The following is a 14,784-nucleotide window of genomic DNA, read 5'->3' as shown; positions in this document are numbered from 1 at the left end:
GGTGCCGCTGTTCGAGATGGAAGTCAGCCCGCGGGGGCGGTTCCGCGTCTTCCTCCGGGCTCAGCTCCCCTTCACGCTCGGGGTGGCGTTCCTCGTCGGCGTCGCCGGTCTCGCGGTCCCCTCGATCGCCACCACCGGGGTCGTCGTCGCCGGCCTCGCCGTCACCCTCCTCGCGACCCTGGCGGCGCTCGTCGTGCCGTGGGAGCGCCTCCCCCTGGCGTGGATGATGGCGGTCGCGGGTCTCGACCTGCTCGCCGTCGCCCTGCTGCGCGCCGAGTTGCTCGCGCTCTTTCCCAGCGTCACGATCCTCGCGATCTTCCCCGTGCTGTGGCTCGCCTACGGCTTCCCCTGGTACGGCATGGCGGTCGCCGTATTCGGGGCCGGGTTCATCACCTCGTTCCGCTTCGCCTACGTGGGCGCGTGGCCCGCGAACGCCGTCGAATGGGTCACCGTCGTCACCCTGCCGACCTTCATCGTCGGCGTCGCGGTCATCGTGTTCGTGGCCGCGCGGCACCTCCGCCGCAACTCCCGGCGCCTCGCCGATTCGTATCGCGCACAGGCCGCCGCCCTCGAGGAGGCACGGGATGCCGAGACCGTCGCCAGCGCCATCGTCGACACCGTCAGCGCGGGGGTGGCGTTCTACGGACCGACCGATCAGCTCGAGGTCGCCAATACCCGCGCGCACCGCTTCGCCGAGCTGGGCGGGTTCGACCTCGACACCCGCCCGTTCGCGGGACCCCACGTGCTCGCCGCCGATCGCGCGACGCCGATCCCCCCTCGGGCGCAGGTCCTCCCCCGCGCCCTGTCGGGCGAGGCCGTCGTCGACGAGCTGCAGTGGTGGGGAGCGGCCGGGACGCAGGCCGCCGTGCTCGTCTCGTCGAGCCGACTGCGGCGACCCGACGGGCGCATCCTCGGAACGGTCGTCGTGATCCACGACGTCACCGAGCTCGCCGAGGCGATCGAGGTGCGCGAGGAGTTCCTGCACACCGTCTCGCACGAGCTGCGCACCCCGCTCACGAGCATCACCGGGTTCCTCGACCTCATCGATGAGGCGATCGACCCGGAGCAGGTCACCCTGCGTCGCTACGTCGACGTCGCGACGCGACGCACCGCCGATCTGACGCAGCGGGTCGGCGAGCTGTTCGCCGCGGGCGAGAGCGAGAAGACCCTGCGTCCCGCCTCCGTCGACCTGGTCGATGTCGTGGCCGCGGCGGTGCGCGGTGTCACCTCGCTCGCCGAGACGCACGCGCATACGATCGAGACGACCTCGACGGGCCCCTCGCACGCCCATGCCGACCGCGCCCAGCTCGTGGTCGCCATTCGCGAGCTGCTCACGAACGCCGTGAAGTTCGGCATCCCCTCCCGCCCCATCACCGTCGCCCACGGGGTCTGCGAGGGACGGGTGCGTATCGCCGTGACCAACACCGGGCCCGGCATCGGGCGCGCCGAGCAGCGCCGTGCGTTCGACCGCTTCTACCGCACGCCGCTCGCACGCTCGCGCGAGATCCAGGGGTTCGGGCTCGGTCTCACGAACGTGCGGTCCATCGCCCTCGCCCACGGCGGCACGGTGCACATCGACAGCGTGCCCGGCGAGTTCACCACCGTCACCCTCGACCTACCCGCGACGGCCCCGGCCGCCTGAGCGCCCCCGCCCGGCGCGCGGGCGGGCGGGTGCGGCGGGCGGGGCGGGCGGGCGGGCGCGGCGGGTTTGGGGCGCATTCCGTGCACCGGGGCGCACGGTGACCGCCCCGCTGCACCGATCGCGCCCCACACGCGGCCCCGGTCGAGCCGCTGCGCGGCAGGCGCGGCAGGCAGGCGCGGCGCGCGGGCGCCGCGGGTTTGGGGCGCATTCCGTGCAGCGGGGCGCACGGCGACCGCCCCGCTGCACCGATCGCGCCCCACACGCGGCCCGCGACCGGCCACAGCGCGGCAGGCGCGGCGGGCAGGCGCGGCGCGCGGGCGGGGCGGCGGGCGCGGCGGGTTTGGGGCGCATTCCGTACAGCGGGGCGCACGATGACCGCCCCGCTGCACCGATCCCGCCCCACACGCGGCCCGGGACGAGCCGATGCCCGGCGGGCGCGGCGGGTGGACGCGGCAGGCGCCGCGGGCGGGGCGGGCGCCGCGGGTCTGGCGGGCGAGCGCCGCGGGTGTGGGGCGCATTCCGTGCACCGGGGCGCACGGCGACCGCCCCGCTGCACCGATCGCGCCCCACACGCGGCCCGGCACCGGCTACAGCGCGGCAGCCGGGGCGCGGCGGGCGTGACGGCCTCAGCCCGCGACGCTGCTCTCGCGCACCACCAGCGACGTCGGCACCGACTCGGCCACCGGCTCACCGCCCTCGATCGCCGCGATCAGCGCGACGACGACGCGCACGCCGAGGGCGTCGAAGTCCTGGCGCACGGTGCTCAACGGGGGCCGGTACTCGCCGGCATCCACGATGTCGTCGAAACCGACCACGGCGATGTCGTCGGGCACGCGCCGTCCCGCCTCGGCGAAGGCCCGCAGCGCCCCGAGGGCCATCTGGTCGTTCGCGACGAAGACGGCGGAGGCCTCGACCAGCGCACGCGCGGCGCGGTGACCCGAGGCCGAGGTCCAATCGCCGCGGACCGGTTCCGGCACAGTGACACCGGCCTCGACGAGGGCCGCGCGCCACCCGCGCTCGCGCTCGGCGGCGGCGAAGGAGCGCACCGGACCGGCCAGGTGGTGCACGGTGTCATGGCCGAGCGACAGCAGGTGCTCTGTTGCGGCGCGCGCCCCGGCGGCGTGGTCGGTCTGCACGATCGAGAAACGCGGGTCGGGCGGGGAGTCGACGACGACGAGGTGCAGATCGGCCGGGGGCTCGACGTCGCGCGCCAACTCGGTCGCCTCGTTCAGCACGACGGCGCCGTCGACGCCCTGCGAGCGCAGCCGGGCGAAGGCGTCGCGGATGCCGCGTTCTTTGACCGTCACGACGGCGAGGGCGTAGTCGCGGGCCGCGGCCGCCTCGGAGATCGCCTGCAGCATGCGGGAGTTGCCGACCGAGGCGAGGGTCGACACGACGAGGCCGATGGTCGAGGTCTGGCCGGTGCGCAGGGCGCGCGCGGCGCGGTGCATGCGGTAGCCGAGATCGGCCATGGCCTTCTCGACGCGGGCGCGGGTGGCCGGATCGACCCGGGGGCTGCCGTTGGCCACGCGCGACACCGTCTGCGCCGAGACCCCGGCCCGAACGGCCACGTCGGCCATGGATACGCGCATGATTCTCCCTCGATGTTGACGATAGCACGGGCGCGTTGTAGCGTGTTATCGTGAACACGGACACCCCCTCCGCGGTGCCTCTCGGCGCCGGAGTCGTCAAGCGCCCGACGGTGCTCGCCGACGGCCGCGAGCTCATCTACTTCGACGATCCCGGCACCGCGCTCGGCGCCGAGCGCTCGGTCGACGCCCGCACGCTCGACCCGCGGCCGACCACCGCGACCATGCGCCAGGACGTGCTGACCGGCGACTGGATCACCGTGGCATCCAACCGCCAGAACCGCGCGTTCCTGCCCCCCGCGCACCTCGACCCGCTGTCGCCGCAGACGCCGACGAACCCGTCGGAGATCCCGTCGCTCTACGACGTCGCGGTGTTCGAGAACAAGTCCCCGTCGTTCGGTCCCGCGCTCGACGTCGCGCTCGGCGACGTTCCCGCCGCCGTCGACCCGCCGCGCGGCGACGACGACCTCGAGCACCTCGGACTCGGTCGCACCCGCACCTCGGTCGGTCGCTGCGAGGTCGTCTGCTTCAGCCCCGCGCACGAGGGCTCGTTCGGTTCGCTCTCGCGCACCCGCGCCCGCACCGTGATCGAAGCGTGGGCCGACCGCACGGCGGCGTTGTCGGCTCTGCCCGGCATCCGCCAGGTGTTCCCGTTCGAGAACCGGGGGCAGGAGATCGGGGTCACCCTCGCCCACCCGCACGGGCAGATCTACGCCTACCCGTACGTCACCCCGCGCACGCACCGCCTGCTCGACACGATCTCGCGGAGCTCGAACGATCTGTTCGCGCGCATCCTCGAGTTCGAGTCGGCGGGAGAGCGCGTCGTGCTGCGGGGCGAGCACTGGACGGCGTTCGTGCCCTTCGCCGCGCGCTGGCCCGTCGAGGTGCACGTGCTGCCGCACCGCCACGTCGCCGACCTGGCCGAGACCACCGACGCCGAGCGCGACGAGCTCGCCCCGTTCTACCTGCGGCTGCTGCGCGGCATCGATGCGCTGTACGACACCCCCACGCCCTACATCGCCGCGTGGCACCAGGCCCCGGTCGGGCGCGGACGCGAAGCCGTGCGCCTCAACCTGCAGATCACCTCGCCCCGCCGTGCCGCCGACAAGCTGAAGTACCTCGCCGGATCCGAAGCCGCCATGGGCGCCTGGATCGGCGACGTGACCCCCGAGTCGCAGGCCGAGCGTCTGCGCGCCGCCCTCGACACCGTTCCGGAGGTGACGGCATGACCGCCGTCGACGACGCCCGCACCCTTCTCGCCACGCTGACCGATCGCCCCCTCGCGGGAGTGTGGTCGGCCCCCGGTCGCGCCAACCTCATCGGCGAGCACACCGACTACAACGAGGGCTTCGTCTTCCCCTTCGCGATCGCCCAGCGCACCGCCGCCGCCGTGGCCCTGCGCGACGACGACCTGATCCGCGTGCGTTCGACGTTCTCCGACGACACCGTGGAGGTGTCGCTCGCCGACCTCGACGCGCGCATCGCCGCCGGCGGCCTCGACTGGGCGGGCTACCCGCTGGGCGTCGCGTGGGCGCTGCGGCGGGCGGCCCCGGATGCCGTGACCCGCGGCGTCGACCTCGCCCTGGCGTCGGAGGTCCCCGTCGGCGCCGGACTGTCGTCGTCGGCCGCGATCGAGGGAGCCGTGGCCTCCGCCCTCGACGACGTGTGGGGCGCCGGGCTCGACAAGGTCGCCCTCGCCCGGGTCGGCCGCGTGGCCGAGAACGACGCGGTCGGCGCCCCGACGGGGATCATGGACCAGATGGCGTCGATGCTGGGCGTCGCGGACGCCGCGACCTTCCTCGACTGCCGCACGCTCGAGACCCGCCCCGTGGCGCTCGGGTTCGCCGAGGCGGGGCTGTCGATCCTCGTCGTCGACACGCTGGTCGAGCACGCGCACTCCTCGGGCGGCTACCGCGAACGCCGTGCCTCGTGCGAGAAGGGCGCCGCCGCCTTCGACGTGCCGGCACTGCGCGACCTCACCGTCGACGATCTGCCCCGCGCCGCAGAGATCCTGGATGACGTGACCTTCCGCCGCGTGCGGCACATCGTCACCGAGAACCAGCGCGTGCTCGACACCGTCGCCGCCCTCGACGCCGACGGTCCCTCCGCCATCGGCGACCTGCTCACCGCCTCGCACGTCTCGATGCGCGACGACTTCGAGATCTCGGTCCCCGAGCTCGACCTGGCCGTCGAGACGGCGCTGGCCTCGGGCGCCCTGGGCGCCCGCATGACCGGCGGCGGCTTCGGCGGAGCGGCGATCGCGCTGATCTCCACCGACCTCCTCCCGGCGGCGACCGAGGCCGTGCGCGCCGCGTTCGCGGCATCCGGGTTCCGCGCTCCGAACATCTTCACGGTGACCCCGTCGGAGGGCGCGCGCCGCGACGCGTGACGACCCTGCCGCGGGTGGTGGCAGGGGCCTGTACGCACCACGGGCCGCGGGCGTACCCTGCCGACAACCGGGAGGGACCATGAACGACGACGACGTGCTCGCCTGGCTGGCCGACAGCGACCCGAGCCTGCGATGGAAGGTCGAGCGCGATCTGCTCGACGCACCCGAGGAGCGATGGCGGGCCACCCGCGCCCGCGTCGCGCACGAGGGGTTCGGCGCACGCCTGCTCGCCGCCCAGGGCGACGACGGGCTCTGGGCCGGTGGCGCGCACTTCCCGGCGGACTTCACCGGAGAGGAGCCGCAGCCGTGGACGGCCACGTCGTGGTCGCTCATGAGCCTGCGCGAATGGGGGGTGGATGCCACGGCCCTGCGCACCGACACCGCCGGCCTCCTGGAGCGCAACGCCCGCTGGGAGTACGAGGACCGTCCTTTCTGGCACGGCGAGGTCGATGCGTGCATCAACGCGTTCACCCTCGCGAGCGGAGCGTGGCTGGGAGCCGACGTCGACGGCATCCGGACCTGGTTCGTCGCCCACCGACTGCCCGACGGCGGGTGGAACTGCGAGTGGGTCGAGGGGTCGACCCGGTCATCGTTCCACTCGACGATCAACTCCGTCATCGGCATCCTCGACGACGAGTGGCGCACCGGCGGAACGCCCGAGCTGCACGCCGCGCGCAAGGCGGCCGAGGAGTACCTGCTCGAACGGCGTCTGCTCCACCGCCTGTCCACCGGTGAGCGGCACGTCTGGGCGCATCACCTGGGCTATCCCTTCCGTTTCCGCTACAGCGCGCTGCGCGCGCTCGACCACTTCCGCGCCGCCGCGCTGCACGACGGCAACGGCCCCGACCCGCGTCTCGCCGATGCGATCGACCGGGTTCGGGCCTCGCGCGACTCCGACGGCACCTGGCATCAGGCGTATCCGCCCGAGGGCCGGGAGTGGTTCCCCGTCGACGTGCCCGCCGGCGAGCCGTCACGGTGGCTGACGTTCTTCGCGCTGCGCGTGCTGCGGTGGTGGGACGGAGCTTCGGGCACCTCGCGTGCGGGGGACGGGCGCGACGCGGCAGGATGAGGGGATGGATGCCGCTCCCCTCGCCGTGACCTCGAGAGGGGCGGTGCGCGGGTTCCGACGCGGGCCCACCGCCGTGTTCCTCGGCATCCCGTTCGCCCAGGCGCCCGTCGGGGCCCTGCGATTCGCCGCGCCGACCCCGGTCGAGCCCTGGGAGGGTGAACGCGACGCGACGGCGTACGGCCCCACCGCCCAGCGCGGCGACGCGGGCATCACCCTCATCCCCGAGCCGAGCGTGCCCGGAGACGCGACGCTGAACGTCAACGTCTTCGCTCCGGTCGACGCGACCCCGGATGCCGCCCTCCCCGTGCTCGTGTGGATCCACGGCGGGGGCTACACCTCGGGGTCTCCCGCCAGCCGCTGGTACGACGGCGACGCGTTCGCGCGCGACGGGGTCGTCACGGTCGTGATCTCGTACCGCATCGGGTTCGACGGGTACGGGCTCATCGAGGGCGCACCCGCGAACCGGGGGCTCCGCGATCAGATCGCCGCGCTGGAGTGGGTGCGCGACGAGATCCGCGCGTTCGGGGGCGACCCCTCCCGCGTGACGGTGGCGGGGCAGTCGGCGGGCGGCGGGTCGGTCCTCGCGCTGATGACGAGCCCCGCGGCATCCGGGCTCTTCCACGCCGCCCTGGCCCTCTCGCCCGCCATCGGCGCGGTGCACGCCGACCAGGCGCGGCGCTTCGCCGACCGCGTCGCCGCGCTCGGCGGGGTCGCGGCCGATCGGCGAGGGTTCGCGTCACTCCCGGAAGAACGGCTCGTCGTCCTGCAGAAAGCGGCCGGCACCCCGGAGCGCGGGCATGTTCTGGCCTCGATCACCGCGCTGCTCGACGACGGGCTGCCGATCGGCCCGGTGATCGACGGTGACCTGGTGCCGCGGCATCCGCTCGACGCCCTCGCCGACGGGGTGGCCGCCGACGTGCCGCTCCTGATCGGATCGACCGACGACGAGTTCACCATGCTGACCGCGAGGTTCCGTCGCCTGCTGCGCCTCGTCCCGGTGCCGTTCGCCCTGGCCGTCCTGGGGCTCGGCCGTTCGAGGCGTCGGGAGTATCTCGGGCGCACACGGCGGCGCGGGGCCGCGGCGGTGCTCGGCGGCTACGCGTCGGATCGGGTGATCCGCGCGACGGTGCTCCGTGTCGCGCGAGCGCGGAGCGGTGCGGCCACGTGGGTGTACCGCTTCGCCTGGCGGTCGCCGTCGCCGAAGCTCGGGGTCGCCTGCCACTGCCTCGACGTCCCGTTCTGGTTCGACCACCTCGACGCCGACGGGGTCACGACCATCGCCGGGATCGCACCGCCCTCCGACCTGGCCACCCAGCTGCACGGCGCCGCGATCTCGTTGGTGCGCGACGGCGATCCCGGGTGGCCGGCCTGGGATGCCGCGTCGCGACGCGCGCGCGTGTTCGACGCTCCGGCAGCCGTCCCACCCGTCGAGCTCGACGCCTACGCCGAGGTGGCTCCACTGGTTTGACGTTCCGCTCGCCCGCATGTGCGAAGTCGCGCGTCACGCGGGACGATGCGGGGCCGCGCTCGACCCGCCCGGGGCCTGCCACCGGCTCAGAGGTGCGGGATGACCGCGCGCTCGAACAGCGAGATGCCCGAGGTGTCGTACGCCGCCTCGGGGAAGTAGTGGATCGCGTAGCCGAGGCCGTGGGCGGCGCGTTCGCGCAACCGCTCGACGATCTGCTCGGGGGTGCCGAAGCCGTCGGAGGAGCGGTAGTCGGCCTCGATGGCGTCTGCCCGCTCGTCTCCCACGTGCGGGCGCAGCCGCGCGACGACCGCCGCGAGACGGTCGTTGGCCTCGGCCTCGGTCGCGGCGACGATCGTGTTGAAGTTGGTCGAGCGGGTGATCTCGCCGGCATCGCGACCGAGCGCCTCGCAGTGCCCGCGCAGGACCTCGGACTTGTGGTCGAACTCGTCGAGCGAGCCGCCGAAATTCGTATACGAGGCGTACTTCGCCGCGATCTTGAGCGTGACCTTCTCGCCACCTCCGGCGATCCACAGCGGAATTCCGCCCGGCTGCAGCGGACGCGGCTGCACGATCGCGCCGTCGACCTCGTAGTACTTGCCCGACAGGGTGGCTTCACCGGTGGTCCACGCCTGGTGCATGATCTCGACGCCCTCGCGCAGGCGCCCGAGACGCTCGGCGATGGGCGGGAAGCCGTAGCCGTAGGCGCGCCATTCGTGCTCGTACCAGCCGCCGCCGATGCCCATCTCGGCGCGACCTCCCGAGATGATGTCGACGGTGGCGGCGACCTTGGCGAGGTACGCGGGATTGCGGTAGCCCATGCACGTGCACATCTGACCGAGGCGCACGCGGTCGGTCGCCGCGGCGAAGGCGGCCATGAGCGTCCAGGCCTCGTGGGTCGCCTCGGCGCTGGGCACCGGGGTGGTGTGGAAGTGGTCGTAGACCCACAGCGACGCCCAGGGCCCGTCGTCGGCGCTCTGCGCGAGCGAGTTCATCACCCGCCAGTGCTCGGCGGGGTCGATGCCCACCAGGTCGAAGCGCCAGCCCTGCGGAACGAAGATGCCGAATTCCATGCGCTCACCCTAGGCGTGGCCGCCGACATCGCGCACCCCCCGGCCGGGTCCCGCCGCACCCCGATGCGAGACGCCGCGGTGCCGCGGGACGGAGCCCGCGGACCGGAGGCTCAGGGCCCGACCCGGCGCTGCTGCCAGGGCAGGGCGCCCATCATGCTCAGCACGGCGACGATCGCGATCCCCAGGGCCGCGGCGGCCCCCAGCAACGGCGCGACCACGGGCGGCAGGCCACCCCGCGCGGGCGGCACGAGACCGGCGGCCTGCGGCTGGGTGGTCACCGGGGCGTTCATCGCGAGGAACGAGGCCGCGGACGCGGCGGCGGGGATGCTCGCCGGTGCGCGGCGCAGCGGGTTCTCGGGCGCCGCCCCGGCGACCCCTCCGGCGCCCCCGCTCGAGGGGGGAGCCGCGACGGGCGCGGTGGCGTCGTAGCTCACCGTGACCGGCGACGCCGGCTTCGCGGCATCCCGGACTCCCCCGGTGGTGAGCCAGTATCCCTGCTGCCCCGTCTGCCGGTGGAAGTCGACGAACGACTGCGGGAACGATCCCCAGTAGGCCTCGTTGATCCCCGAGCGGGCCACCTGGCCGGCTCCGACGCTCACCACTCCCCGGAACTCGGGCGTGACCGAGAAGCCCCGGTCGGCACCCACGTCGGCGGAGCGGATGTCGGCGAGCACCACCTCTTGCTCGGCGATCGGATTCCACACCGTGACATCGTCCATCGACGCGCCGAACCCGCTCGCCGTCGCGACCAACCGGCCCGCGCCCGAGGCGTCGAGCGTGAGCCGAGGGTCGGTCACACTCCAGTACGTCATGCCGCCGTAGAAGGCCACGGTGAACGACCCCGACCACCGGATGTCGAGCGCTCCGTCGCGGCGCTGTCCGGTTCCGCCCTCGATGACGACCTGATTGCCCGTCGTGCTCGAGGTCGACGACACCGTCACGGCGGCTCCCGTCGGGTCGAGGCACTTCGTCTCCCACGACGCGGTGGCGAACTCGCCGTCGGCGGTGGGCTTCTCGACGCGCACCGCCCCCTCCTGCGCGCGGTAGAGCCCGTCGTCGCGCGTCCACACCCGGGATCCCCCCGCGTCGCCCGCGCGTCCGGCGCTGAGGAAGTTGCATCCGCCCGCGAAGGCTCCCCCGCCCGACTCGGCATTCAGCCCCCACCGCAGTTGCGCGTTCGAGATCGCGCCGTCGCCCCCGCCCGATCCCGTCGGCCCCGGCACCGTGACGATCACGTCGCCCGGGCCCGCGGCCGCCGCCGACAGGGGGACGCCCGCCACGAGAGCCACCGCGACGGCGATCCCCGCCCGCAGCATCGTCATCGACCTCATCGGGGTGCTCCCGCCGAGAGAGGCAGGGGTTCAGTCGGCGACGCCGCGGGCGCACCCGAGCCCGCGGGCGGCGCCGACGCCCCCGTGGGCGCGACCCGAGCCGCGCGGCGGGCCCGACGGCGCGCGCGAGCACGGACGAGGGCGGTGATGACGCTCGTGACCACCAGCGCCATCGACAGCACGATGCACGCCAGCAGCACCACGATCGCCCAGGTCGGAACGACCGGCGTCGTCTCGGCGACGGTCGCGCTCGTTCCCCCCGTCACGCTCACCTCCGCCTCGGCGACACCGCCGGAGCCAGCCCCGCGCAGCGTGATCAGGTGTGTCCCGTCGCGGATGTCGCGCGGAACCGGGAGGGCGGCGGCCACCTCGCCCTGCGTTCCGGCGGTCAACGGCCCCACCGCCGTGAGCCCGCCGTCGAGGGCGGCGACGATCTGCTCCCCGGGGGTGAACCCCTGCCCCGTGAAGACGATCGAGGAGCCGGCGACGACGCTCCCCGCCTCGACGCCGACGCGCACCGCTCCCGCCGCCACCGGCGCCGACCCGGCGGGTGCCGATTCGGCGGGGGTCGACTCGGCGGGGGCCGTCGCCTGGAAGGACAGTGGGGTGAAGGTCTCGTTGTTGGCGTTCTTCACGCCGTGCGCTCCGATGGTGATGATGCCGCACGTGACACGCCGGCAGTCCACCTCGCTGACGCGCCCCTCGCGATCCTGACTCTCGAACACCGCCCCCGGGATGACCATGCCGATGGACCACGACCCGTCGGCGCCGAGCGTGCCGTTCGCGGAGCTCTCGGTCTGGCTGCCGGGGAAGGCGAGGAACCGCTGATACCCGTTGTTCTCGGCGGACTCCGCGTCGGGAACGTATCGGTAGTCCTCGCCGACGACACCGCCCGCGCTCGGTCGCCACGACCCGCCGCCGGCGTCGTCGACCCAGCCGAAGAGCACGTAGATGCCGCCGAAGCCGTTCGGGATCGACTGGAAGCCCGACCCCGACACCGTCACCTCGGTGGCGTAGTCCGCATCGACCGAGGCCGAGCCGGAGGGGCCGGTGACCGACACGGATCCGGCGGCCCACGCGGGGGCGTCGGTGACGCCGACGACGCTCGCCGCCACGACCAGCGCGGTCGCGACGGCGACGAAGGAGCGGGTGAGGTTCTTCATGCGATGCGTTCTCCGGGCTCGGGGGGAGGGGCGAGGGAGGGGGCGACGACGACCAGCAGCGTGCCGCGAGGTCCGTCGATGACGTCGATCGGATGCCGGTACACCCGCGTGAGCAGGGCCGGATCGAGCACCTCGCGCGGCGGCCCGGCGGCGACGACGCGACCGTCGTCGAGCAGGGCGATGCGGTCGGCGTAGGCCGCGGCGAGTCCCAGATCGTGCAGCACCACGACGGCGGCGCCCCCGGCATCCACCCGCTCGCGTGTGCGCGCGAGCACCCGGTGCTGATGGCGGATGTCGAGGCTCGCGGTGGGCTCGTCGAGCAGCGCGATCGCGCACTCCTGGGCGAAGGAGCGGGCGAAGGCCGTGCGGGCGCGCTCGCCGCCCGAGAGCGCGGTGACGGGTCGTTCGGCGAATGCCTCGACCTCGCCGGCGGCCATCGCCGCAGCCACCGCGGCGTCGTCCCGCGACGCCGCGGGATGCCGACGCCAGGGCGCCCGCCCCATCCGCACCACGTCGTGGACGGCGAAGGGGAACGACACCTCGTTGCTCTGCGTGAGCACCGACCGTCGCCGCGCGCGCTCGGCGACCGGCCAGGCGTCGAGCGTCGCTCCGTCGAGCTCGACGGAGCCCTCCACCGGCGCCCGGTCTCCCGCCAGCACCGACAGCAGCGTCGATTTGCCCGCGCCGTTCGGTCCGACCAGCGCGAGGAGCTCGCCCGCCGAGAGATCGAGGTCGACGCCGTCGAGGACCCGGCGTCCGCCCACCTCGACCGACACTCCGCGTGCGCGCAGCACCGGCGTCATCCCCATCCTCCCGATCGGCGACGCGCGCGCCGCAGCAGCCAGAAGAAGAAGGGGCCGCCGATGAGGGCGGTGAGCATGCCGATCGGCAGCTCGGACCCCGGTACGGCGGTGCGCGCGACGAGGTCGCCCGCCACGAGCAGCACCGACCCGCCGAGCGCACTGGCGGGGAGCAGCAGCCGGTGCCCGGGGCCGAGCACCATGCGCATGAGGTGCGGCACGACGAGGCCGACGAAGCCGATGATCCCGCAGAAGGCGACGGCCGCGCACGTGAGCAGCGCGATCACGACGATGGCGACGACCCGCAGTCGCTCGACGCGCACGCCGAGATGCTCGGCCTGCCGCTCACCGAGGGCGAGCAGATCGAGGCTGCCCGCCAGGAACAGGCACGCGGTGATCCCCACCGCGGCGATCGGCGCGACGATCGCCAGGTCGTCCCAGCGGGTGCCGTTGAGCGAGCCGAGCTGCCAGAAGACGATCTGTTCCCGCTGCTGCGTCGACCCGAGGTAGGTGAACAGGGCGATCGCGGCTCCCCCGACGGCGTTGACGGCGATGCCGGTGAGCACGAGCGTGACGACCTCGGTGCGCCCGTCGGCGCGGGCGGAGGCGTACACGATGACGATCGCGATCAGTCCGCCCGCGAAGGCGAGCACCGGAAGGGTGAGCGGCCCGAGGAACGTCAGCCCGAAGACGATGGATGCCGAGGCCCCCACCGCCGCTCCCGACGAGATGCCGATGACCCCGGGCTCCGCCAGGGGGTTTCGGAAGACGCCCTGCATGACCACACCGGCGGCGGCGAGCGTGGCCCCGACGAGCACCGCCATGATCAGGCGGGGCATGCGGATGAGCCACAGCGTCGCCTCGCCGTTGACGTGCGCGATCGCCGCCCCCGGGGCCACCGCGAGCGCATCCAGCCCGAGCGCGCGCACACCGTCGTTCCAGGCACGTGCGAAGGCGCCCAGCACCTGGTCGGGAGGGATCGAGAGCTGACCGCTGCCGGCCGAGACGACGACGAGGACCACCAGCGCCGCGGACAGCGCGCCGAAGACCGCGGGGATCCGCAGGCGGGATCGCGCCGCGGGCGCGGCGACCCGCACCCGCTCGCGCGGGACGACGCCCGCGCTCACCCCGCGGCCTCCGGCGCGTACACGGCCACGGCGAGCGCGTCGAGCACGTCGGCGGCGGCGGGGCCGAAGCTCAGCACGGTGGTGTCGGACATGTCGACGATGCGGCGGTGGCGCCCGGCGTCGGTCTGCGCGACGGCGGGCAGATGCTCGACGAGCCCGTCGACGCCGTCGACCGACTCGAGGCCCTTCGTCATCATGATGAGCAGGTCGGGATTGGCGTCGACGAGCGCCTCGTCGGTGATGGGCCGCATCCCCGTCCACCCGATCTCGCCGGCGACGTCGATGCCGCCGAGCGCCTCGATCAGGCTGTCGGCGCCGGACTCCTCGCCGAAGAGGTAGTAGACGCCCGACTGCCCGCGCACATAGAGGAACATCATGCGGAGCTTGCGGGCGGGGTCGGCCGGTGCCACCGCCGCGATCTGGGCGATCTTGGCCTCGACGTCGGCGGTGCTGCGGGCGGCGAGGGCCGCCGCGCGCTCCGGGACGCCCAGCGCGGTTCCCACCTGCGCGATGAGTGAGCCGATCGAGTCGAGCGAGCGGTGGGAGTCCACGACGACGACGGGGATGCCGGCATCCCTCATCTGAAGGATCGTGTCCCACGGCCCGAGGCTCGAGTCGGTGAGGATGACGGTGGGGGCGGCGTCGAGGATCGCCTCGGCGTTGAGGTCGTGCCCGTTCTCGGTGACCACGGGCAGGTGAGCCGCCTCGGGGAAGGCGCTGGACACGTCGCGCGCGACGACGTGGTCGCCGAGGCCGAGCTCGAACACGATGCGCGAGAGCGAGCCGTAGATGTCGAGCGTGAGGATGCGCGTGGCGTCGGTGACGGTGACGGCGGTGCCCTGCGCGTCGGTGACCGTCGCCGGCAGCGTCTGCGCACCGTCGGTGACGGGGTCGATGGGGGCGGAGGCGGCGACCGCGGTCGATGGGCCCTCCCACGCGAGCGGGTCGCCGAGCGGCGTCACCTCGGCCAGCGGCGGCGTCGCGGCGGCCTCGCCCCCGTGCGCCGATCCGGCGGCGTCGCATGCCGTCACGGCGAGGGTGACCACCATCGCCAGGGCGAGCGTGGCGAGGGCGCGGGTCGTTCGACGAGTCATGAAAAGACCTCCAAGTAAGGTGAGCCTATCCTTAACATTGCC

At 73.9% G+C, this 14,784-nt stretch carries 12 protein-coding genes; 5 read left to right on the top strand and 7 right to left on the bottom strand.

The annotated features are described in order from the left end of the window. The first annotated feature begins 1 nt into the window (after window position 1). On the top strand, window positions 2-1,642 hold the full coding sequence (locus tag IFR11_RS05735; protein ID WP_191915520.1) for an ATP-binding protein: 1,641 nt from the start codon (window positions 2-4) through the stop codon (window positions 1,640-1,642). Between the two features lie 626 nt (window positions 1,643-2,268). Here IFR11_RS05735 and IFR11_RS05730 read toward each other — a convergent pair. Continuing rightward, on the bottom strand, window positions 2,269-3,234 hold the full coding sequence (locus tag IFR11_RS05730) for a LacI family DNA-binding transcriptional regulator (protein ID WP_244630598.1): 966 nt from the start codon (window positions 3,232-3,234) through the stop codon (window positions 2,269-2,271). A gap of 50 nt (window positions 3,235-3,284) precedes the next feature. Between IFR11_RS05730 and galT the strand changes: the two genes are divergently transcribed. The 4 genes from galT (at window position 3,285) to IFR11_RS05710 (ending at window position 8,157) form a co-directional block, all read left to right on the top strand. Then, window positions 3,285-4,460, top strand: coding sequence for a galactose-1-phosphate uridylyltransferase (gene galT / locus IFR11_RS05725; protein WP_191915519.1), 1,176 nt, complete (start codon window positions 3,285-3,287; stop codon window positions 4,458-4,460). After that, complete coding sequence (gene galK, locus IFR11_RS05720) at window positions 4,457-5,620, top strand: galactokinase (protein ID WP_070409188.1); 1,164 nt, start codon at window positions 4,457-4,459, stop codon at window positions 5,618-5,620. The genes galT and galK overlap by 4 nt, the downstream gene beginning before the upstream one ends. Window positions 5,621-5,699: 79 nt before the next feature. Next, window positions 5,700-6,689, top strand: coding sequence for a squalene cyclase (locus IFR11_RS05715; RefSeq protein WP_191915518.1), 990 nt, complete (start codon window positions 5,700-5,702; stop codon window positions 6,687-6,689). Between the two features lie 4 nt (window positions 6,690-6,693). After that, window positions 6,694-8,157: a carboxylesterase/lipase family protein gene (locus IFR11_RS05710; protein WP_191915517.1), complete on the top strand. Its 1,464-nt coding sequence runs from the start codon at window positions 6,694-6,696 to the stop codon at window positions 8,155-8,157. Between the two features lie 86 nt (window positions 8,158-8,243). On the opposite strand, the gene IFR11_RS05705 is transcribed toward IFR11_RS05710, so the two are convergent. The 6 genes from IFR11_RS05705 to IFR11_RS05680 all read right to left on the bottom strand — a co-directional run bounded on the left by IFR11_RS05705 (window position 8,244) and on the right by IFR11_RS05680 (window position 14,742). Continuing rightward, window positions 8,244-9,227, bottom strand: a complete 984-nt coding sequence (locus IFR11_RS05705) for an LLM class F420-dependent oxidoreductase (protein ID WP_055832894.1) — start codon at window positions 9,225-9,227, stop codon at window positions 8,244-8,246. Between the two features lie 110 nt (window positions 9,228-9,337). Next, on the bottom strand, window positions 9,338-10,558 hold the full coding sequence (locus IFR11_RS05700) for a hypothetical protein (RefSeq protein WP_206755297.1): 1,221 nt from the start codon (window positions 10,556-10,558) through the stop codon (window positions 9,338-9,340). Beyond that, window positions 10,555-11,721 (bottom strand): hypothetical protein, encoded by a 1,167-nt coding sequence (locus tag IFR11_RS05695; RefSeq protein WP_191915515.1) that lies wholly within the window; start codon window positions 11,719-11,721, stop codon window positions 10,555-10,557. The genes IFR11_RS05700 and IFR11_RS05695 overlap by 4 nt, the downstream gene beginning before the upstream one ends. Further along, complete coding sequence (locus IFR11_RS05690; protein WP_191915514.1) at window positions 11,718-12,524, bottom strand: heme ABC transporter ATP-binding protein; 807 nt, start codon at window positions 12,522-12,524, stop codon at window positions 11,718-11,720. The genes IFR11_RS05695 and IFR11_RS05690 overlap by 4 nt, the downstream gene beginning before the upstream one ends. Beyond that, window positions 12,521-13,648: a FecCD family ABC transporter permease gene (locus tag IFR11_RS05685; protein WP_441005400.1), complete on the bottom strand. Its 1,128-nt coding sequence runs from the start codon at window positions 13,646-13,648 to the stop codon at window positions 12,521-12,523. Before IFR11_RS05685 ends, IFR11_RS05690 begins: the two co-directional genes overlap by 4 nt. Further along, on the bottom strand, window positions 13,645-14,742 hold the full coding sequence (locus IFR11_RS05680; RefSeq protein WP_191915513.1) for a heme/hemin ABC transporter substrate-binding protein: 1,098 nt from the start codon (window positions 14,740-14,742) through the stop codon (window positions 13,645-13,647). The genes IFR11_RS05685 and IFR11_RS05680 overlap by 4 nt, the downstream gene beginning before the upstream one ends. Window positions 14,743-14,784: the final 42 nt, after the last annotated feature.

This window comes from Microbacterium sp. CFBP 8801 (assembly GCF_014839455.1).
In the GTDB taxonomy this organism is placed as follows: domain Bacteria; phylum Actinomycetota; class Actinomycetes; order Actinomycetales; family Microbacteriaceae; genus Microbacterium.
Note: the sequence above shows the minus strand (reverse complement) of the source record. Positions and strands in the feature narration are given on the sequence as shown.